Source organism: Gaoshiqia sp. US2, assembly GCF_059705485.1.
The window spans coordinates 1,669,247-1,690,045 of sequence record NZ_AP048550.1; the positions used below are offsets into that span (position 1 = coordinate 1,669,247).

At 44.5% G+C, this 20,799-nt stretch carries 14 protein-coding genes; 13 read left to right on the forward strand and 1 reads right to left on the reverse strand.

Annotation, left to right across the window (positions count from 1 at the left end; translation table 11 throughout):
* The first annotated feature begins 4 nt into the window (after positions 1-4).
* The gene (locus AC6H3C_RS06580; protein WP_497519899.1) at positions 5-3,124 is read left to right on the forward strand and encodes an efflux RND transporter permease subunit; all 3,120 of its coding nucleotides are present in this window, start codon (positions 5-7) and stop codon (positions 3,122-3,124) included.
* Positions 3,125-3,135: 11 nt separating this feature from the next.
* Positions 3,136-3,429: a PG0541 family transporter-associated protein gene (locus tag AC6H3C_RS06585; RefSeq protein WP_497519900.1), complete on the forward strand. Its 294-nt coding sequence runs from the start codon at positions 3,136-3,138 to the stop codon at positions 3,427-3,429.
* Between the two features lie 123 nt (positions 3,430-3,552).
* Here AC6H3C_RS06585 and AC6H3C_RS06590 read toward each other — a convergent pair whose 3' ends face one another.
* Positions 3,553-4,851: an MATE family efflux transporter gene (locus AC6H3C_RS06590; RefSeq protein WP_497519901.1), complete on the reverse strand. Its 1,299-nt coding sequence runs from the start codon at positions 4,849-4,851 to the stop codon at positions 3,553-3,555.
* A 239-nt stretch (positions 4,852-5,090) separates the two neighbouring features.
* On the opposite strand from AC6H3C_RS06590, the gene AC6H3C_RS06595 reads away from it, so the two are divergent.
* The 11 genes from AC6H3C_RS06595 (at position 5,091) to AC6H3C_RS06645 (ending at position 20,794) form a co-directional block, all read left to right on the forward strand.
* On the forward strand, positions 5,091-5,690 hold the full coding sequence (locus AC6H3C_RS06595) for a superoxide dismutase (RefSeq protein WP_497519902.1): 600 nt from the start codon (positions 5,091-5,093) through the stop codon (positions 5,688-5,690).
* A gap of 174 nt (positions 5,691-5,864) precedes the next feature.
* Positions 5,865-6,440, forward strand: coding sequence for a superoxide dismutase (locus tag AC6H3C_RS06600; RefSeq protein ID WP_497519903.1), 576 nt, complete (start codon positions 5,865-5,867; stop codon positions 6,438-6,440).
* Positions 6,441-6,560: 120 nt separating this feature from the next.
* The gene (locus tag AC6H3C_RS06605) at positions 6,561-6,737 is read left to right on the forward strand and encodes a hypothetical protein (RefSeq protein ID WP_497519904.1); all 177 of its coding nucleotides are present in this window, start codon (positions 6,561-6,563) and stop codon (positions 6,735-6,737) included.
* A 283-nt stretch (positions 6,738-7,020) separates the two neighbouring features.
* Complete coding sequence (locus AC6H3C_RS06610; RefSeq protein WP_497519905.1) at positions 7,021-8,232, forward strand: ROK family protein; 1,212 nt, start codon at positions 7,021-7,023, stop codon at positions 8,230-8,232.
* Between the two features lie 367 nt (positions 8,233-8,599).
* Positions 8,600-11,704 carry a SusC/RagA family TonB-linked outer membrane protein gene (locus AC6H3C_RS06615; protein WP_497519906.1) on the forward strand — a complete coding sequence of 1,035 codons (3,105 nt, stop codon included), beginning with the start codon at positions 8,600-8,602 and terminating at the stop codon, positions 11,702-11,704.
* 11 nt (positions 11,705-11,715) lie between these two features.
* Positions 11,716-13,353, forward strand: coding sequence for a RagB/SusD family nutrient uptake outer membrane protein (locus tag AC6H3C_RS06620; protein ID WP_497519907.1), 1,638 nt, complete (start codon positions 11,716-11,718; stop codon positions 13,351-13,353).
* Between the two features lie 11 nt (positions 13,354-13,364).
* On the forward strand, positions 13,365-15,038 hold the full coding sequence (locus tag AC6H3C_RS06625) for a DUF5018 family protein (protein WP_497519908.1): 1,674 nt from the start codon (positions 13,365-13,367) through the stop codon (positions 15,036-15,038).
* Positions 15,039-15,107: 69 nt separating this feature from the next.
* On the forward strand, positions 15,108-16,490 hold the full coding sequence (locus AC6H3C_RS06630) for an alpha amylase family protein (RefSeq protein WP_497519909.1): 1,383 nt from the start codon (positions 15,108-15,110) through the stop codon (positions 16,488-16,490).
* Between the two features lie 132 nt (positions 16,491-16,622).
* Positions 16,623-17,870: an alpha amylase family protein gene (locus AC6H3C_RS06635; RefSeq protein WP_497519910.1), complete on the forward strand. Its 1,248-nt coding sequence runs from the start codon at positions 16,623-16,625 to the stop codon at positions 17,868-17,870.
* A 38-nt stretch (positions 17,871-17,908) separates the two neighbouring features.
* Positions 17,909-19,354 carry a calcineurin-like phosphoesterase C-terminal domain-containing protein gene (locus AC6H3C_RS06640; protein ID WP_497519911.1) on the forward strand — a complete coding sequence of 482 codons (1,446 nt, stop codon included), beginning with the start codon at positions 17,909-17,911 and terminating at the stop codon, positions 19,352-19,354.
* 51 nt (positions 19,355-19,405) lie between these two features.
* The gene (locus AC6H3C_RS06645) at positions 19,406-20,794 is read left to right on the forward strand and encodes a sugar porter family MFS transporter (protein WP_497519912.1); all 1,389 of its coding nucleotides are present in this window, start codon (positions 19,406-19,408) and stop codon (positions 20,792-20,794) included.
* Positions 20,795-20,799: the final 5 nt, after the last annotated feature.

A 20,799-nucleotide genomic window follows, 5' to 3' on the forward strand; every position in this document is an offset into this window, starting at 1 on the left:
GATTATGAGTATATATAAAAGCGCCGTAGACAAGCCGATTACCACAATCATGATATTTATTGCCATTGTGGTGATGGGGATTTTTTCACTCATCAATATTCCCATCGACCTTTACCCGGAGATGGAACCGCCGTACGTGTCGGTGATGACCTCTTATGCGGGTTCCAATGCGGTGGATATTGAGGCAAACATCACCAAACTGTTGGAAGATGCGCTCAATTCGGTAGATAAGCTGAAAGAAATTACATCCACTTCGTCTGACAACTTGTCGGTGATCTCCATGGAATTTGAGTGGGGGGCTAATCTGGATGAAGCCACCAACGATATCAGGGATGTAGTTGACCGGGTGTACGGTAACCTGCCCGATGGTTGTGACCGGCCGACCATTTTTAAGTTCAATACCAGCATGATGCCGATTCTTTTTTACGCGATCACTGCAAAAGAGAATTATCCGGGGCTCGAAAAATTAATTGATGAAAAGGTGATTAACCCGCTTAACCGGGTAGAAGGAGTCGGATCGGTCTCAATGGTGGGTAGCCCGCAACGCGTGGTTTATGTGGATGTCGACCCCAAACGGCTGGATGCGTACGATCTGACGCTGGAACAAATCGGATCAGTCATTTCAGGCGAAAACACGAACCTTCCCCTGGGGAATGTAAAAATGGGAAAAGTTGATTACCAGATTCGTGTGCAGGGCGAATTTACCGAAAGCGACCGGATTAACAGCCTGGTTGTGGCCAATTATAACGGAAAGCCCGTGTATGTGCGCGATATTGCCGTGGTAAAAGACACCCTGAAAGAAGTTACCCTTGAAGAAAAAATTAACGGCGAAGCCGGCGCCCGGATGTTTGTGATGAAGCAGTCGGGAGCTAACACCGTGAAGGTGGCCCGCGAGATTAAAGAGCGGATAGAAGAACTGAAATTAACGTTGCCACCCGATGTCCGCATACAGGAAATCTTTGACTCTTCCACCTTCATCAAAGGGTCCATCCGGAACCTGTCGTCAACCCTGTTATACGCGATGATCTTTGTGGTGCTGGTGGTGCTGTTTTTCCTGGGTCGGTGGAGGGCGACCTTCATCATCGTGCTCACCATTCCCATCTCGCTGATTGTGGCCTTTGTTTATCTTTACATGACGGGCAATTCGCTGAATGTGATCTCGTTGACCTCGCTTTCCATAGCCATTGGGATGGTGGTCGACGACGCGATTGTTGTCCTCGAAAACATCACCCGGCACGTCGAACGCGGCAGCAGCCCGCGCGAAGCGGCCATTTACGCCACCAATGAGGTGTGGCTATCGGTTCTGATTACCACCCTCGTGGTGGTCGCCGTTTTTTATCCGTTGACCTTGGTTTCGGGAATGACCGGTGTGCTGTTTAACCAGTTAGGATGGATTGTAACCATTACGGTAGTCACCTCAACCTTAGCGGCTATTTCGCTGACGCCGATGCTGGCTTCCAAATTTCTGCGGTTGCAGCAAAAGAAAAAAACAGGCCGCTTCAGCTACGAAAACACAGCTGAAAAATGGCTGGGAAAGCTCGATCTCTGGTACGAATCGCTCCTGCGCCGCTTATTGCATCGTAAAACGATCGTTGTTGTGGCTACATTCCTGGTCTTCTTTGGTTCGTTATTCCTTGTCAAATTCATCGGAACCGATTTTATGCCCGAGTCGGATCAAAGCCGGATGACGGCTTATGTGGAGCTTCAAACAGGTTTGCGGGTTGAAGAATCAATTAAAGTTACCCGGAAACTCGAACAGATGATCAGCGAACGTTATCCCGAGGTTGAACTGATCTCGTCATCCACAGGTTCTGACGATGAGGGTGGCTTTATCTCCATGTTTAGCACCACCGGATCAAATATTGTTAACCTTACGTTACGCCTGAAAGATCTTCAGTATCGTGAACGTTCGGTTTGGGAAATCGCGGATGATTTTCGCGAACAGGTTGCCTTGCTTCCCGAAGTGGTCAGTTCGGTGATCTCTACTTCATCTCAGGGCTTGGGCGGATCGGAAAATGTGGTTGAATTTGAAATTTACGGGTATAACTTCGATGCCACCAACCTGTATGCTGAGAAGATTTACGACCGGATTAAAACCATCAAAGGAGCAACCAACGTGAGTATTAGCCGCAAAGACGATAAACCGGAGTTACAGGTGATTCTCGACCGGAACAAACTTTCGGAGCATGGTTTGTCAACCGGTCAGGTGTCTATGCTGATCCGAAACCGGATTAACGGGCTGGTACCTTCCTATTATAAAGAAGAAGGAGAAGAATATGATATCCGGATCAGGTTGACGGAAGAATACCGGAATTCCATTTCGGATATTGAAGACATGACCATCATGACCCCGGCCGGCCAAAAAATCAAATTGAAAGAATTGGGCTATGTCGACGAGTTTTGGTCGCCGCCAAGCATTCAGCACAAACGCAGGGAACGTCTGGTGACGATTTCGGCGATGCCCAATAAAATTTCGCTGGGACAGCTGGCTGAACGAATAAAAACTGCCGTGTCGGATATTGAGCAGCCACGAGATATAGTAACTTCGGTGGGCGGGGCTTACGAAGACCAGCAGGAATCGTTTATCGACCTGGCCATGCTGTTGTGTTTAAGCCTGATTTTGGTTTTTATCGTGATGGCGTCCCAGTTCGAGTCGTTGCGGATGCCTCTGATTATCATGTTTTCCATACCGTTTGCCTTTACCGGGGTGATTTTGGCCTTGCTGATGACCGGCACCACCCTGAGCGTGGTGGCAGCCCTGGGGGCCGTGCTGCTGGTGGGAATCGTGGTGAAAAACGGGATTGTGCTGGTTGACTTTATTAACCTCATGCGCGACCGCGGTGTGGAATTGCATGAGGCCATCGCTGCATCCGGAAAATCGCGTTTGCGTCCGGTGTTAATGACCGCTATGACGACTATTTTGGGCATGCTCCCGCTGGCGCTGAGTACCGGCGAGGGAGCCGAAATCTGGCGTCCGATGGGTATTACGGTCATCGGCGGACTGGTGTTTTCAACCCTCGTGACGATGGTGATTGTTCCGGTGATGTATGCCGTTTTAGCCCACAGCGGCGAACGGCGGAAAAAAGAAAAAGTACGTGCGAAGTTTGTATTTATGGACAAATAAAAAAACAAAATATGAAAGCAGTTTTTGTGGTATTTAACCAGGCCAATTCCGAACGGGTGGAGTATATGCTCGATCGCCTGGAAATCAGGGGTTATACCTGGTGGGGCGATGTGCAGGGAAGGGGCTCCGAAACCGGCGAACCTCGTATGGGAACCCACACCTGGCCGGAAATGAATTCGGCGGTACTCACTGTTGTTCCGGATGATAAAGTGGACATCCTCCTTGAAAAAGTAAAAAAGATGGATGAAGTAAACCTGGAAGTTGGGGTTCGGGCATTCGTCTGGGAGGTGCTGAAATCCGTGTAACTGGTTATAAATTTAGGAATCCCGGCATTGGGTTGAAAAAATCAGATGGTTCCCTGTTCTCGCAGTTGAGATGAGCAGGGAACTTTTTGTTTTTAAATTGTTCAGAAACAGCGAATTCTCCGGTCAAAACCTCCGGCTCACCATTCTGGGGAATAAAATTGTTTGCAGTACACCCCGCCCAAGCATAAAAAGCATCATCGACAGCCAAAGGGCATGATTGCCTAAGTGTTCCTGCAAAAAATAGTATGAAGGGACAAAAACCAGCAATGTTGCTGCAATCATGGAGTTGCGCATTTCTTTTGATGCGGTTGTCCCGATGTAGATTCCATCCCAAATAAACGATGCAAAGGTCATTACCGGCGTCAGGATCACCCAGCCCCGGTATTGGCGGGCGGTTTCAATCAGGCTGGTCTGGCTGGTTAATACTGATAGGATTAGTTGATTGCCGAAAAGAAACAGCAGGCTGAACAGCACCGCCAGCCCGCTTCCCCATACAAATAATTTGCGGGTAAGCATCAGGAAGCGGCTTAAGTTGTTTTCGCCCATAAACCGACCAGCCAGCGCTTCGCCGGCAAAGGCAAATCCGTCGATGAAAAACGAAAAAAATAACAGAAACTGGATGAGAACCGAATTAACAGCCAGGATGTGATCATCTGTTGCCGCTGATTTTGAGGTGAAAAAGGTAAAAACAGCAATCACGCAAAATGTGCGGACAAAAATGTCGCTGTTTACGCGGAAGAAGTTTTTCAACGCGGCCAGGTCGGTAATGGCTTTCAGGTTGAGGAACACAGTGAGCTTACGGTATTTTTTAAAAAAGAGGAATAAACCGGTTGCCAGCCCGAGGTATTGGGCAATGACCGTTCCCAGAGCTACCCCGGCTGAGGCCAGGTCCATGAATACAACAAAGATAAAACTGAAAAGAAGATTAAATACATTGGCTAAAATGGATGTAATCATGGGAAAGCGTGCATTTTGCATTCCCAAAAACCAACCATTCAGCGTGTATAAAGCAAGCGTGGCCGGGGCGGCCCAGATCCTGATCCGGAAGTATTCCCGGGCCAGTGATTCTACTTCGTCGCTCCCGTTTATCAGCCGGAAACTCAACCATTCGATCGGTTGTTGAAAGAGAAAAATAAACAGGCTGATCAGCGTCGAAATAAAAATAGCCCGGGCGAGTACCTGAAAGCTTTCCCGCTTGTTCCTTTCGCCGTAAAATTGTGCCGTAAACCCGCTGGTGCTCATCCGCAGAAAACTGAAACCCCAGTATATAAAATTGAATAAGACCGTTCCCAGTGCAACAGCACCAATGTAAACCTCCGATTGCAGGTGTCCCATGAGCGCCAGGTCAACCAACCCAAGCAAAGGAATACTCACATTGCTGATGATGTTGGGAATGGCTAAACGAAGAATCTCTTTATTCACAAATTTTTGGCTGCAAAATAAACAAAAATATTCCTAAGCCTAAAGAGCCTGACCAAAGCCGGTCAAATTGCCCGGGTGATGCTTATTTCACGATTCGGCCGACCTAATGTGATTGACGACATCTATCAGGCATAAATAAATTCTATCAATTTAATAGACTTCTTATTTGGAATGAGTCCAAATAGGTTGTAGATTTGCATATAAAGATAAAAAAATCCGAAATCAAAAAATACAACATTATGTCATTCGAATTACCTCAATTATCATACGCATATGATGCTTTAGAGCCATTGATTGATGCGCGTACCATGGAAATTCACCATACGAAACACCATGCTGCGTACACCAGCAATTTGAATAATGCCATTCAGGATACCGAACTGAGTGGGAAAACAATTAACGAAATTTTGTCAGGAGTGTCTGCACTTCCGGCAGCAGTCAGAAACAACGGCGGCGGTTTTTATAACCACGTGCTTTACTGGGAAATTATGGCCCCGGGAGGCGCGCCACAACCGGAAGGTGATTTATTAAAAGCGATTAATCATTCATTTGAATCTTTCGATAATTTTAAAGAAGCTTTTACAAAGGCCGCCCTTACCCGTTTCGGTTCGGGTTGGGCATGGCTTGTAAAGCAGGGTGATAGTTTGGTGGTTTCATCCACACCGAATCAGGACAATCCGTTAATGGATGTAGCCGATGTAAAAGGAACTCCGGTTCTTGGGATTGATGTCTGGGAACATGCTTACTACCTGAAGTACCAGAACAGACGTCCCGAATACGTTGATGCATTCTGGAAAGTCATCAATTGGGATGAAGTAGCCAAACGGTTTAAAGGTTAGTTGATTTTTGGTTTTTTTCCCCGAAGCAGAGGCTTCGGGGTTTTTATTTTTAAAAAAATTGTTATCTGGATTCTTTTTAAATAGAGCAGACTTTCTTTTTTCTTCAAACTTTTTGGGCTTAATTCATGTTTAGAAAGGCAAAAATCAAAAACGTCTAACTTTAAATTTAGAATTATGCCATTCGAATTACCCGCGTTACCCTACGCAAAAAATGCGCTGGAGCCTTATATCAGTGAGAAAACCATTGAATTTCATTACGGAAAACACCACCAGGCTTACGTGAATAATCTGAATAACCTGGTTCCCGGAACCGGGTTTGAACAGGCCGACCTGGAAACCATTGTAAAAAAGTCCGAAGGCGGAATCTTTAATAATGGCGCACAGGTTTGGAACCATACGTTTTACTTTTTCCAATTTTCAGCCACTGCGGCCAAGGAACCGTCCGGTGACTTGAAAGCTGCGATTGAAACCTCTTTTGGCTCGTTCGACACCTTTAAAGAAGCCTTTACAAAAGCAGCAGCTACCCTGTTTGGTTCGGGTTGGGCCTGGCTGGTAAAAGATGCTGCCGGCAAATTGAGCATCGTGCAAACTGCAAATGCCGGCAATCCCCTGCGCGACGGTTTGACTCCGCTGATGACCTGCGATGTGTGGGAACATGCCTACTACCTGGATAAACAAAATCTTCGTCCGAAATACATCGAAGATTTCTGGCAGGTTTTGGACTGGAAAGTGGTTGAGGAACGGTTTTAATCCGGGCTGTTCGCACAGTAATTAGAAAGTAGCCATCCGAAATTTATTTCATGATCTTTATTTTTAAATCAGCAGATGCCGAAACGAGTTCGGCAAGACCGAAAAATTAAATTAAAACCGATGAGTGCAGAAAAAGTATTACAAGTGATGAAAGCTGCCGGCAAGCCGATGAAAGCCGGTGAAATTGCCGAAGCTGCCGGCCTGGATAAAAAAGAAGTGGACAAGGCCATGAATGTCCTTAAGAAGGAAGGAAAAATTGTTTCACCGGTGCGTTGTGCCTGGGAACCGGTAAAATAAGTTGGATAAATAAAATGGTATAGCAGGAGCTAAGTATTCATCTGCTTTTGCTTGAAATAAGGTTGTATCTGAAATTCTGATCAGAACAGATTAATTGAAATCTGTTCCGGGTAGAATTTTTGGTATAGCCTTTTTTATTTTTTGTGAAGTTGTGTTTTTGCTGCCATTAATTGTTTCATGATACATCAATTTAAAATAAAGATGTTTAAGAATATATTGCAGGTTAATAAAAAAAATTATAAACTTGTATCGTGAAAATAAAAATTATTCTAAGAGTCATTCGATGGATTTATTTCTGAAAGACATAGAGGATGTAAATAATGAAAACCGGCAGTATGCCCAGAAGAGGAAAATTGTGGCGTTGCTCAATAGGTCGGAGAAACCGCTGACCATTCCCGGTATTTGCAAAAAGGTAAAGCTGAGCATACCAACCGGGACAAAATTGATTAATGAGCTGATTGATAATAAAATTATCATTGAAACGGGGAAAAAGGAAACGGATAACGGACGGCGCCCTTCGTTATATAAAGTTGATCCGGATTATGCGTATTGTATCGGGATTGTTGTTTTATTAAAAGGACTTTCGTTTTCAGTATATAACCTTGAGATGGACGAGGTCTTTACCTTTGAAGATGAGAATTTTGTTCTTGAGAACACCCGGGAGTGTCTGGATAGCGTTGTTGAGTTCATTCGCGGTTCAATTTCGAAATCGGGCATTAATCGCAGCCGGGTTTTGGGAATGGGCGTAGGTATTACCGGACGTGTAAATTCCAGGACGGGCCACTCGTATAATTATTTCAATTTTTTGAAAGAATCTCTTACTGATTTCTTTTCTGAAAAGTTTTTATTCCCGGTATACATCGATAATGATACTCACGTACTGGGTTTGGCTGAACAGTTTTTTGGCAAAGCCAAAAATATAAAAAATGCATTTGTCGTAAATCTAAGTCGCGGACTGGGTTTGGCCGTAATTGCCAACGGTGAAATTGTTGTGGGGGAACAAGGTTTCGCCGGCGAGTTTGGACATATCCAGTTTGCCGAATCGGATAAACTTTGTTTGTGCGGGAAAAGAGGATGTTTGGGAACTGAAGTTTCGGGGTATGCACTGGAGCAAAACTTTCAGCAACAAACAGAAGCAGGCGAAACATCCTTGTTACTGACCAATAAGGAATCCCGGGAAATTAAGTACGAAGATATTTTACAGGCGGCATCGGAAGGCGATGCCCTTTCAATCTCATTAATTCATAATATCGGGTTTAAGATCGGAAAGGCGCTGGGCAACATGATAAATTTATTGAACCCAGGGGTGATTATCGTTGGCGGCGAATTTGTTTCGGCAAAAGAAATCCTGATTGATTCAATTAAATCGGGAATGACCCACACCGGACTGTTGTTACCTTTACGATCCTGTGAACTCATCTTTTCTTCTATTGGCGCCGATGCCGCTTCAAAAGGAGCCGCAGCAATCGTATTACGTAGCTTACAACTGATATAACTAAAATCAGAAGAAAATACTAACTAAAAAAAACCTAAACGACTATGAAAACATAACAAAAGGACCGTTGAAACAAAACAGCCTGCCACAAGGCTTGGGGGCACAAGGACAGGCATGAAGTGAATGTATAATCAAGACAAATTTACTTCAATTTTAATATTTTTCATATTTATGTTTAAACCTTTTTTCGAAGGTTGAAACTTGTACTCAAACACGGCATTTTATCGTCATGTCCGGAAATGTCTTTCTTGCTGTTTTTCCGGGATTTGTTTTGCATGAATTTTCTTTTGACGAGAAAAGCCAGGTGTACTTCAAGATTACTTTTCAAGTGTCTATCATTTTAACAGTTCAATAAATGTTAGTTTACATGATAAAAAAACGAATTAGCCTATGGGGCTATGCGCTGACTATAATTACCCTCTTATTCTCTCAATATGCGTCGGCACAGGTAATGGTCAGAGGAAATGTGTCGGATGAAAACGGGGAACCGCTGATCGGAGCATCAGTTGTACTAAAAGGATCGACAACAGGAACAATTACCGATTCCGGCGGAAATTATACCATATCAGTTACAGATAACGCGGTGAGGCTGGTTTTTTCGTTCATTGGTTACGAAGCCAAAGAGGAACCGGTTGGTGCGCGCAGTCAGATCAACGTTGTACTTTCTGAAAAAAAGGAAGGAATTGATGAAGTGATCGTTGTTGGCTACGGTACTCAGAAACGGCAGTCAATTACCGGAGCTGTTTCTCAGGTTTCGGGAGAGGAATTGCTGAAAGCTCCTGTGGGAAACATTACCAACAGACTGGGAGGATTAGTTCCCGGGGTTATTGCCCTGCAACAATCCGGTCAGCCAGGGGCTGATGCCGCCAGTATTATTGTTCGCGGATCAGCTGCAAAATATATTGTTGATGGGATTGAACGAAGCTTTGCTGAAATTGATCCGAATGAAATTGCCACCATCTCTGTTTTAAAGGATGCTGCTTCGGCGGCCATTTACGGTTTAGGCGCCAACGCTGTTATTATTATCACCACTAAGCGTGGTCAGGCTTCTGCCTCTCAGATCTCATTTACCGGCGGATACGGAGTCAGTTCCAATGCTGTTATGCTCGATATGCTCGACGGCCCGGAGTATGCCTACTGGTATAATAAAGCACGCGAAATGGATGGTGATGCTCCCGTATTTACTTCTGAGCATGTTGCAAAGATGCTGAATAATGATCCTTCCGACGGCTGGGGAAATACCGACTGGTACAAAAAAACTTTTGGTACCGGAAAGACGAAGAATTTCAACCTGAATGCAACCGGAGGTACCGATAAAATTCAATATTTTACCTCCCTGGGATATTATAATCAGGAGGGTAACGTGGAAGGTTTTAATTACGACCGCCTTAATCTTCGGTCGAATATTGATGCAGAGATTGCCCGAAACCTGGATCTAACTTTCGATGTATCTGCACGTGTTGAAGACCGGAACCGGCCAGGTTATACTGCTTCGCCGGGTGACTGGAACAATATACCACAACAAGCAATGCGGGCTCATCCGTATGTAGTGGAAGAGATTAACGGGGTGCCTGTTTCAACAAGAACGGCAAGTTCATATGTCAGTCCGCTGGCGGCATCCGATCTAACTGGATACAGCCGGGTTAAAACACATGTTCTTCAAACAAATATAGCTTTGAATTACCGTGTTCCATCCATTAAAGGATTAAGTTTTAAGTTTGTCACGGCCTATGATATCTCTTATCAGACATCCAAATCTTTTTCAACTCCCTATTACACTTATGTGGCAAACACGCCTGCTTCAACCACGAACGATATCAGCTATACCTATACCTATGATGCACGTGGAACTACGGCCAGTTTGATAGAAGGTGCTTCGCATTACACCCATTTGACAACCAATTCGAGTGTTAAATACGAAAATCAGTTTGGCGCTCATAAGATTTCTGCGCTTGCGCTGATGGAAACAATCCAACGCGAAGGCAACAGTTTTGGAGCCTATGGTTACGGATTTGATATTCTGGAACTGGATGAATTGAATTTTGCTAATCTGGATGATCGGACCAAAGTGTCCGGCAGCAGCTATGAACAACGTCAGGTTGGTTTTGTAGGACGCGTCAATTATGATTATGATCAACGGTTTCTGGCAGAACTGTCAACCCGTTACGATGGAAGTTATGTTTTTGGAGGAATGAATAAACGCTGGGGAACATTCCCGGCAGCATCACTGGGTTGGAGAATCTCCGAAGAAGACTGGTTTAAAAATCAGGTAAGTTTCGTCAACAGCCTAAAGTTAAAGGGAAGTGTTGGCTTGACGGGTACTACAGAAATACCCGCCTATTATTATCTGAATACCTTGTCGTTTTTGGATGACCCGGCAGTTGTGATTAACGGAACTGCGCTAAATGGTTTGATTACGTCTAAACCGGCCAATATTAATCTGACTTGGGCAAAGGCTCTTCAGTATAACGCCGGTTTCGACGCTACTTTATGGAATGGCTTACTGGGTGTTGAGTTCGATGTGTTCTACAAGTATATCTATGACATGCTTAGTACCGTCAATGCAACTTATCCCGATTCGTACGGAGGCTATGTTTACGGGTATGAGAATAAAAATAAGCAGGATCATAAAGGCTTTGAATTTGCTCTAAGTCAACGCAATAAAATCGGAGAATTCACTTACAATATCGGTTTGAACGGAACGTATACTGAAAGACGCTGGTTGCGCTACGGTGATTCGTCCAATACCCCTGACTGGTTAAAACTAACCGGGAAGGAAGTGGGAGCACAGGTTGGATTTATTTCGCTGGGCTTATTTCAGAGTCAGGAAGATATTGATAATTCGGCCCTGATTGAAGGGAAAGGCGTTCGCGTAGGCGATATTAAATACCTGGACCGGAATGGCGACGGGATTATTTCGTATGAACAGGATCGCGGTTATATCGGAAAATCAGCTTATCCAAAATTTGTCGGAGGCCTTTCTTTTAGCGGAGAATGGAAGGGAATAGACATTTCTTTCCTGTTCCAGGGAGCTCTTGGGCGTGATGTTGCCCTAACAGGCGTGTACAGCAGCGGTGTTATGGATAATACGTCTATGACCAAGCCATTCTATCATGGAGGAAACTCTCCGAAATACCTGGTTGAAAATTCGTGGCGGGAAGATCATCTCAACGGAGAATTTCCGCGGCTATCCCTGGTGACTCTTAGTTCCAACAATGCCTTTTCTTCCAGTTTCTGGTACCGGAATGGCGATTACCTGAGGTTAAAGAATCTTCAGGTAGGATATACATTACCGCAGGCCTGGGTTAAATCGGTTGGAATGGATAAACTGAGAGTCTATGCAGAAGGTCAGAATCTGCTTACATGGAGCGAGCTGACTAAATACAATATCGACCCGGAGCAACCGGGTGTTTCCAATGGATACTATCCGCAACAGAGAATATTTTCGATGGGTGTGAAATTGACCTTTTAATTCGAGAAATTATGAAAGTTAAAATAAAAAAATTAGCCCTGTTTTTAGGAGTTATCGGTTTAACGGCTTGTAACGAATTTCTGGACACAACACCTACCGACCGGATATCTGATGAAGTGGTCTGGGAAAATGAAGCCAACGTCACCTTGTATATCAATGCGTTTTATCCGTACATCGATCGTTACGGTAATTTCGGTACCTCTCAGTTCAGCGGAAACCTGACCGAAGGGTTGACTGAAACGATGAAGTACGGCTCCTATGTGCCCGGAAGCAAAGCGGGCGATGCCAACATGTATGTATTTACCCCCGAAACCATGTCGCCAACAGGTAACTTGTTGAATACCTGGGGAGATACTTATGAAAGGATCAGGAGGGTGAATGAATTCCTGGTTGGGCTTCAGAAATATTCAAAGCTCGATGAGGAAAAGAATAAGCTTTTTGAAGGTCAAGCCCGTTTTTTTCGCGCTTTCCTTTATTTCCAACTGGCCAAGCGTCATGGAGGGGTTATCCTTTATACCGATATGAATCTGCAAAAGGATAAAAATCGTTCCTCAGCAGAAGAAACCTGGAATCTGATCGAAGAGGACCTCGACTATGCCGCTTCGGTTTTACCGAAAGAATGGTCGGCTGCCAACAAAGGTCGTGTAACGAAAGGGGCTGTTCTTGCATTTAAATCGAGGGCGATGCTTTATGCCCAAAGATGGCAGTCGGCAAAAGACGCGGCCGATGCCGTTTTTGCTTTGGACTTGTACGCATTGACCAATGATTACAACAACGCATGGAAAGGTGGTAATTCGGAATCTATCCTGGAGTATAATTACCTGGTTACAGGGCCGAACCACACTTTTGACAAAGATTACGCACCTTTTGGCGAAATAGAAAACCAGGGTGGAAGCGGAACACCAACCCAGGAGATGGTCGAATTGTATGAGCGGGCAGATGGAACAACCGTCGACTGGAGTGCCTGGCATCAGGAGGGTGGAACTACCACCCGGCCTCCTTACGAAGAACTGGAACCTCGGTTTCATGCAACCGTGATCTATAACGGATCTGCCTGGAAAGGAAAAATCATGGAAAACTGTGTTGATGGAACAAACGGAAAATATATGGGTTACCGTGACGACACTTATGCCAAAGGTCGGACGACTACCGGTTATTATCTGCGTAAACTCATGAATGAAGCTCATACCGACCTGGTTACCTACCGGAGTACCCAAACATGGGTCGAAATCCGTTTGGCCGAAGTTTATCTGAACCGGGCCGAAGCAAACTTCCGGCTTGGAAACAGTGGTCCGGCATTGAACGATTTAAATGCAGTACGGATCCGTCCGGGTGTTGGTTTACCTGTGAAAACAGGCCTTTCAGGTGATGCTCTTTTCAACGCCATCCGCCATGAACGGAAGATTGAACTTTCGTATGAAGGCCATTTATACTGGGATATGCGCAGATGGAAACTTGCCCATACCAATTACAATAACTACCGGGTGCATGGGATGAAGATTTCAAAGGCTGCAGGAGGTTATTTGTACGAGTATGTCGATTGTGATTTACAGGACCGCAAGTTCCTGCAAAAAACATACGTATTGCCGGTTCCTTACAGTGAACTGGCAAACAATTCAGCTATTGAGCAGTATGACGAATGGAAATAAAAAACTAAACCATGAAGAATAATTTAATTATAGCAATAGCTTTTATTTCCACTTTTTTGAGTGGTTGTCAGACACCTGATGAACTTATGCCATCGGTTTCAAGAGAAGGCATCAACAGTATTACAGCCAAGTTTGTTGACGGAACGGGTGAATTCATCGGTTATATTACAAACAACAGCGACGAGATCATTATTCCTGTTCCTTATTTCTTTCCGGAAAGCAGTGACAATCAGGTGACCGAATCCATGTTATCCAATATGCGGGTAAAAGCGAATCTGGATGATAATGTAACAGTTACTCCGGCTTTACTATACATGGATTTAAACCAGGATAACATCATCACCGTGACCGATCAGTTGAAGGCAAAGAAACAATATGTTGTCAGAGGTGAAATCCGGAAGAGCTCAGCCTGCCTGATCGAAGAATTTAAATTACCGTCGCTCGGATTGACAGGAGTGATTAATGAAACGACAAAAACAATTTCACTGGTTGCCGTAGGCGAACTGGAACCAGCGCTGGCTGAAGTGACCTTGTCGTATCATGCCACCATTTCTCCCGATCCTTCTGCTGTTATCCTTGATTTTAACCAGGATGTGGAGTTAACAGTTACTGCATTCGACGGGGTAAGCAAGAGTGTATATACGGTGAAGAAAGAAATTCCAATGAAGTTGCCCTACGGGATAAGATCAGGAAGCGCCAAACTGATGTTTGCCAAAAAGCTGAAGGCCGATCTGGGTATTGCGGTGGATAATTTGACTGGTGGTATGGCGGTAACGGGTGATTATGTCGTGCTCAATACGCGCGGTGAAAACAGTATTTATCTCAATGCCAAAACCGGGGTAAAATTGGGGGAAATTGAACTCGGATCAGTAAAAGGAAGTCTGGTTAATTTCTATAATACAGCCGATCGCGACGGAAATATACTGATCAGTAATCTGGCGCCCAATGCCGGTTCGTTTAAGCTATGGAAGCTGACTTCCGTTACTGCAACTCCTCAACTAATGATTGAATGGAATGAAGGGTACGCGCTGGGACGTAAGATTTCTGTGAGCGGAAGTATTGACGATAACGCGATTATTACAGCACCAATTCTTGCTGCCGGACAAAAGTTTGCCCGTTGGACGGTAAGCAGTGGTGTTTTGACATCTCAAACTCCCGAGATTGTGACCATGAGCGGACTTGTTAAAGGCTGGACGACCAACTGCGACATCATCTATACGTCGGCTACCGATGTAAACAGTGATTATTATGTCGCATCTTATTCGGATAATACCTTTGCCTGGGTTAACGGAAATACCAATGCCGTAAGAAAGAGCCTGGATGCAATTAGTGCAAATTATATCCCGAATGCAGTTGATTATATCGGGTTCAATAATGCGAAATATGTCACGCTAAACTGGGTGAACAGTTTCACCTGGGGAGCTGCTGACGCTGTGTGGTTACTGGATGTGAGCAGCGATGCCAACTTTGCCGGCAACCTCGAAACCCGGACTTGCAACGCTGTCGTATGGGAATGCGACCGTGATAAGTATGGAGCCAAGGGAGTTACCCCATTGGTTGCGAACGGAAACGGAACAGGCGACGTTGCCCTGCGGGTTTCAGACGACGGTTTTTACCTCTATCTTTATTTCATGTTTACGAATGGTTATGTTGTCGGATATCAGTTCGACTGTATCGATATGTGATAAAATTTAACTCAACAATATGGGCATCTCCGTGACAGGAGATGCCGGTATTGTTCTTAATGTCAGGTTATGAGTAAAAGATTCATCTGTTTAGTCTGTATATCTTTGTTTTTTATTTTAACAACTTTTATTGCAAGCTCCTGTGGTGGAGATGATGACGAATACAAATGGGAATGGGATGACAAGGAGGATGAGGAGAATTCAGTTAAACCACGGTTTATATGGGTCGATGCCGCGGCTAATTTTCCGGATTTTGCCAATAGTAAGGAAAATATTTTGCGTGATCTGACCCTGGCAAAAAATGCAGGTTTTACAGATATTGTGGTGGATGTACGACCGACGACCGGAGATGTGCTGTTTGTTACTGATGTGGTGGATCAGGTAAAATGGCTGGGTGCCTGGCTACCTGCCGGCTATACAAAAATTGAAAGGACAGCAAGCTGGGACTATCTTCAGGCATTTATCGATGCAGGGCATCAGCTCGGATTAAAGGTGCATGCCGGAGTGAATACCTTTACAGGGGCAAATACCACTTCGTTGGGATCAGAAGGCGTGTTAGTCAGAGATGCTGCTAAGCGCGAATGGGCAACCCAGTTGCTTACCGGGTCAGGAATTGTGAATACGCTCGACATCAGCGGTACCGGCGCCAAATTTTTTAATCCGGTAAACGAGGATGTTCAAAATTACCTGTGCGATTTACTGGAAGATCTGGCGGCTTATGACAATCTGGATGGAATTATTCTTGATCGTGGTCGCTTTGACGATCTGGACAGCGATTTCTCATCCTATACCAAAAAGAAATTTGAAAGTTACCTGGGATACTCCATTCAGAACTTTCCGGCCGATGTTATGCCGGCCGGAACAAAAACAGGCAGCCTGCCATCGCCGCTTCCAACTTACTTTAAACAATGGCTTGAGTTTCGGGTGAAGGTGATTCACGATTTTATGGAAAAAGCAGCAGCCCGGGTGAGAGCGACCAATCCGGATATTCAATTTGGTGTGTATGTTGGTGGTTGGTACTCAAGTTATTACGGAGTAGGGGTAAACTGGGCAAGCCCCGATTATAATACGGCTTCCGCATATCCTTCATGGGCGACCTCCAATTATCAGAAATACGGTTATGCCGATATCATGGACATAATTCTGATTGGTGCGTATGCTTCGCCTACCCGGGTTTATGGTACAACCGAATGGACCATTCAGGGATTTTGCTCTAAAGCTGTTGAAAAAATCAAAGGGAATGCAAAAGTAATCGGCGGTCCGGATGTGGGTAACGGCGAATGGGCAACGGCCAGCGCTTCGGTAGTCAATCAGGCAATTACCCAATCGGTTGATGCGGCGATCAATGCCTGCGATGGTTATTTCCTATTCGATATGATTCACCTGAAAAACAAAAATCAATGGCAATATGTAAAACAGGGTATTGATGCTGTAATTGCCGGAGACAACTAAAACAAGTATAATAAATTTGAAGATATAAAAATGAAAAAATCAACTGTCTGTCTATGGCTATGTTCGGTCGCATTGTTTTTTGCCTGCAGCCAAAGAACAAAAGATACAATAAAAGTTGAAAAACCAGCCTTGATGTGGTTTGATGCAGAAGCAAATTTTGAGCGTTTCAGCTATCCCGATTCCATCGATTTTTATCTTGAAAAAATAAAGAATATTGGTTTTACGCATGCCGTTGTTGATATTCGCCCGATAACCGGCGAAGTGCTTTATCAGAGTGAGTTTGCCCCTCAAATGAAAGAATGGGATGGTGTTGAACGACCTGATTTTGATTACCTGGGGCATTTCATTACCAAAGCGCATGAACTTGGATTGGAAGTTCATGTTTCGATGAACACCTTTGTCGGCGGACATAATTTTCTCGATAGGGGGCAAACATATACCACCAATCCGGATTGGGCCAGCATGGTGTATACGCCCGATGAGGGAATTGTATCAATTATGACCCAAAAGAAAAAATATTCGGCCATGATCAATCCGATCAATCCCGACTTTCAGGCACATATGCTGAATATTCTTAAAGAAGTGACTGCCAAATACCCGGAACTTGACGGTATTATTCTCGACCGCGTACGCTACGACGGTATTATGGCCGATTTTTCTGAATTATCAAAAACCAAATTCGAGGAGTACATCGGAGAAAAACTGGTGAATTTTCCCACCGATATTTACGAATGGAAGACGGATGAAACCGGAAAAAGCAATTACGAGCCAGGCAAATATTTTAAAAGGTGGCTGGAATGGCGCGCCGGGAATATTTACGCATTTATGACAAAAGCCCGTCAGGCCGTAAAAGAAGTAAACCCTGAAGTTTCTTTTGGCACGTATACGGGCGCCTGGTATCCGTCGTATTTCGAGGTAGGTGTAAACTGGGCCAGCAACCAGTACGATCCGACCGTTGATTTCGATTGGGCAACCGCCGGATATAAGAATTACGGTTATGCCGAAATACTCGACTTATTTACGGTTGGGAATTACTACACCAATGTAACGATGACCGAATATCTGAAAAACAACAACCAGATACAAAACGAAACCGACAGCAAAGCGGCCCGTGGCACCTGGTATTGCGTGGAAGGTTCGTGCGAAAAAATCAAAGGGATTTTAAACGGGCATCCGTTTTATGGCGGCATTCTGGTCGATCAGTTTTATGAAAACCGGCCTCAGTTGTCGCGTACAATAGCGATGAACCTGCAGGCTTCCGATGGATTAATGGTTTTTGATATCGTTCATATCATCCGCAAAAATATGTGGAAAGAAGTAGAAGATGGCTTTATCATGGCAGCCGACCCGGATTATTTCAAAAAGGAAGAAAATAATTAAGCATTGTAATCTTTAATTGCATGAGAATGAATGACGGAATGATAAGACGAAATCTATACCTGGTATTCTTGCTCATCGGTTTGTCCACGTTCTCATTCGCCGGAGGTAAAGTAGAATTGCCGCCCGTTTACAAGGGAAAGGTAACTTGCGGCGGAGAAGGAGTAGCCGGAGTTGTTGTGACCGACGGCTATTCGGTCACGGTAACCGGGAAAAACGGCGCATATTCCTTTACCGGAAATCAGAAGGGGCGTTTTGTCTATATATCTTCTCCGTCAGGCTATACGGTTCCGGTGATAAATTCAGTTCCCCGTTTTTTCTACCCGCTTAACGAAGGTGAAAAAACCGAAAAAATTGACTTTCAGTTGATTAAACTTGCAGGCGGTGATTCAAAACACGGTTTTATCGTGTGGGCCGATCCGCAGGTGAAAAGCAACGAAGAGGCCATACAGGCGAAAGAAGTGGCTGCCGATGCGGCCGATTTGATGTCAAGATATGTTCATATCCCGTTTCATGGACTGGGTTGTGGTGATCTGGTTGGCGATAACCCGGCCCTGTTTGATTGTATTAAAAACATACTGAGCCCATTGGAAATACCCTTTTATCAATCAATGGGAAACCACGATATGTACTACAACGGGCGCTCTGACCAATCAGCCTGCGACATCTTTGAAAGTCATTTCGGGCCAGCCTGGTACTCGTTTAACCGTGGAGACATTCATTACGTGGCGCTCAACGATGTTTTTTATCTCGGACGCGATTATTTTTACATTGGTTATCTTCCCGAGGAACAACTGGCCTGGCTCGAAAAAGACTTGTCGGTTGTTGATATTGGAAAAACGGTGGTGGTAACCCTTCACATACCAACGGCATTGGATGAAAAGGATTTGAAACAGTTTTCGTACTCCGCAATTTCTCAATCACTGGTGAATAAACAGGCCCTGTACAAAATTCTTGAGCCTTACCAAACGCATATCATTTCGGGTCATATGCACATTACAAATAACCTGGCTATTTCGTCCAAGCTTTTTGAACACAACATTTCATCGGTTTGCGGCGCCTGGTGGCAGGGCGATTATGCCGAAGACGGTACGCCGAAAGGGTACGCTGTTTTTGAAGCAAACGGACCGGATTTGAAATGGTATTTTAAAAGTTTCGGGTACGATGAAAATCATCAGTTCCGGGCATATCTGGCAGGAACGAACCCCGAACAACCGGATTATCTGACGGTGAATGTTTGGAATTACGATCCTGAATGGAACGTTTACTGGTACGAAAACGGGATACGGATGGGAGAGATGGAAGCTTACATGGGATCCGATCCGGAAACAGCCAAAGCTTACTCCGATAAAGAGAAGCTTGACTATACCTGGATATCAGCCCGAAAAACGGGGCATATGTTTCGTGTAAAACCTCAATCGGCCTCAGCAAAAATAACGATCGAAGTGATTGACCGTTTTGGCGCTGTTTACACACATGACTTGTAATGGAAAAATAAAAACTAAAATAAATTAATTAACCTGAAATACGAAAATTCAATGACCCGATTGAAAATTTATCTTTATCTGGCCTGCATGGTAGCTTCATTGGGCGGTTTTCTTTTTGGATTCGATACTGCAGTGATTTCCGGAACGGTTGGTTTTGTAGAAAAATATTACGTGTTGAGCAAGCTTCAGTTAGGCTGGTTCGCCGGTTCGGCACTTATTGGCTGCATTTTGGGGGCCATTATCTCCGGGAAACTGTGTGATTTATTTGGCCGGAAACCGGTATTGATCGGATCGGCAATTTTGTTCTTTTTGTCGGCGCTTGGCTCTGCTTATCCGTATAATTTTTCATGGTTGATTATTGCCCGGGTAATTGGAGGTGTAGGGGTGGGTATGGCATCAGTTGCCGCTCCGCTTTATCTTTCTGAATTTGCTCCTCCTAAATACCGGGGACGGGTGGTGGCTTTATACCAGTTGTCGATTGTAACCGGAATTATCGTTGCCTATCTTTCCAATTGGCTGATTCTTGATAAATCGCAAACCGGCTCAGTCAGTTTCGCATTTTTTAATGATCTTTTCATTCTGAACCCGTGGAAAGGAATGTTTGGGGCCGAAACCATTCCGGCGGCCCTCTTTACCTTGATGATGTTATTTGCCCCTGAAACTCCCAGGTGGCTAATTCTCAACAGAAAAGAAAAAAAAGGAAGAAATGTATTGAATTCCATAATGTCCGTCACCGAAGCCGAGTTTACTTTCTCAGAAATAAAAGCCGGACAGATAAAAGAAAAAACTTCAATCCGTGAACTTTGGGGAAAAGGAATCCGAAAAGCTCTTATTATCGGTGTTGCCTTGTCTGTTTTTGGCCAGCTTACCGGGGTTAATATTGTTGTTTATTACGGACCTTCCATATTGGAAAAAGCCGGATTGAACATTGGCGGAGCATTACAATACCAGGTTGCGCTAGGGATTATAAATTTTGTGTTTACGGTTGTATCCATGTTTATCATAGACCGTTTTGGGCGCAGACCATTACTTATTGGAGGAATGGGAATGGTTGCGGCAAGCTTACTATTGACCGGAGTTTTCTTTCTTTTTAAGGCCTCTGCTCTGGCAATAACGATTGTTTTAGGGCTTTATATGGCCTTTGTTGCTGTATCGATTTGTGCTGTTATATGGGTGCTGACACCCGAGATATTTCCCAATCGTCTGCGCGGGCGGGCCATGTCAGTGGCAACATTCTTCAACTGGACAACCAATGCTTTAGCAGCAATTATTTTTCCATGGATTGTCGCCTTGATTGGGATGGATGTCGTATTTTTTGTTTTTGCGGCAATCTGTACGGTGGGGGTTATTATTTTCTATCGCTCAGTCCCTGAAACCAAAGGCCGTTCATTGGAAGAAATCGAAAATTTCTGGAAGGTCGAAAAATCAACCATCGGATAATTCTT

Coding starts and splice junctions, on each gene's coding strand:
- AC6H3C_RS06580 (WP_497519899.1), top strand. CDS start 5: ATGAGTATATATAAAAGCGCCGTAGACAAGCCGATTACCACAATCATG.
- AC6H3C_RS06585 (WP_497519900.1), top strand. CDS start 3,136: ATGAAAGCAGTTTTTGTGGTATTTAACCAGGCCAATTCCGAACGGGTG.
- AC6H3C_RS06595 (WP_497519902.1), top strand. CDS start 5,091: ATGTCATTCGAATTACCTCAATTATCATACGCATATGATGCTTTAGAG.
- AC6H3C_RS06600 (WP_497519903.1), top strand. CDS start 5,865: ATGCCATTCGAATTACCCGCGTTACCCTACGCAAAAAATGCGCTGGAG.
- AC6H3C_RS06605 (WP_497519904.1), top strand. CDS start 6,561: ATGAGTGCAGAAAAAGTATTACAAGTGATGAAAGCTGCCGGCAAGCCG.
- AC6H3C_RS06610 (WP_497519905.1), top strand. CDS start 7,021: ATGGATTTATTTCTGAAAGACATAGAGGATGTAAATAATGAAAACCGG.
- AC6H3C_RS06615 (WP_497519906.1), top strand. CDS start 8,600: ATGATAAAAAAACGAATTAGCCTATGGGGCTATGCGCTGACTATAATT.
- AC6H3C_RS06620 (WP_497519907.1), top strand. CDS start 11,716: ATGAAAGTTAAAATAAAAAAATTAGCCCTGTTTTTAGGAGTTATCGGT.
- AC6H3C_RS06625 (WP_497519908.1), top strand. CDS start 13,365: ATGAAGAATAATTTAATTATAGCAATAGCTTTTATTTCCACTTTTTTG.
- AC6H3C_RS06630 (WP_497519909.1), top strand. CDS start 15,108: ATGAGTAAAAGATTCATCTGTTTAGTCTGTATATCTTTGTTTTTTATT.
- AC6H3C_RS06635 (WP_497519910.1), top strand. CDS start 16,623: ATGTGGTTTGATGCAGAAGCAAATTTTGAGCGTTTCAGCTATCCCGAT.
- AC6H3C_RS06640 (WP_497519911.1), top strand. CDS start 17,909: ATGATAAGACGAAATCTATACCTGGTATTCTTGCTCATCGGTTTGTCC.
- AC6H3C_RS06645 (WP_497519912.1), top strand. CDS start 19,406: ATGACCCGATTGAAAATTTATCTTTATCTGGCCTGCATGGTAGCTTCA.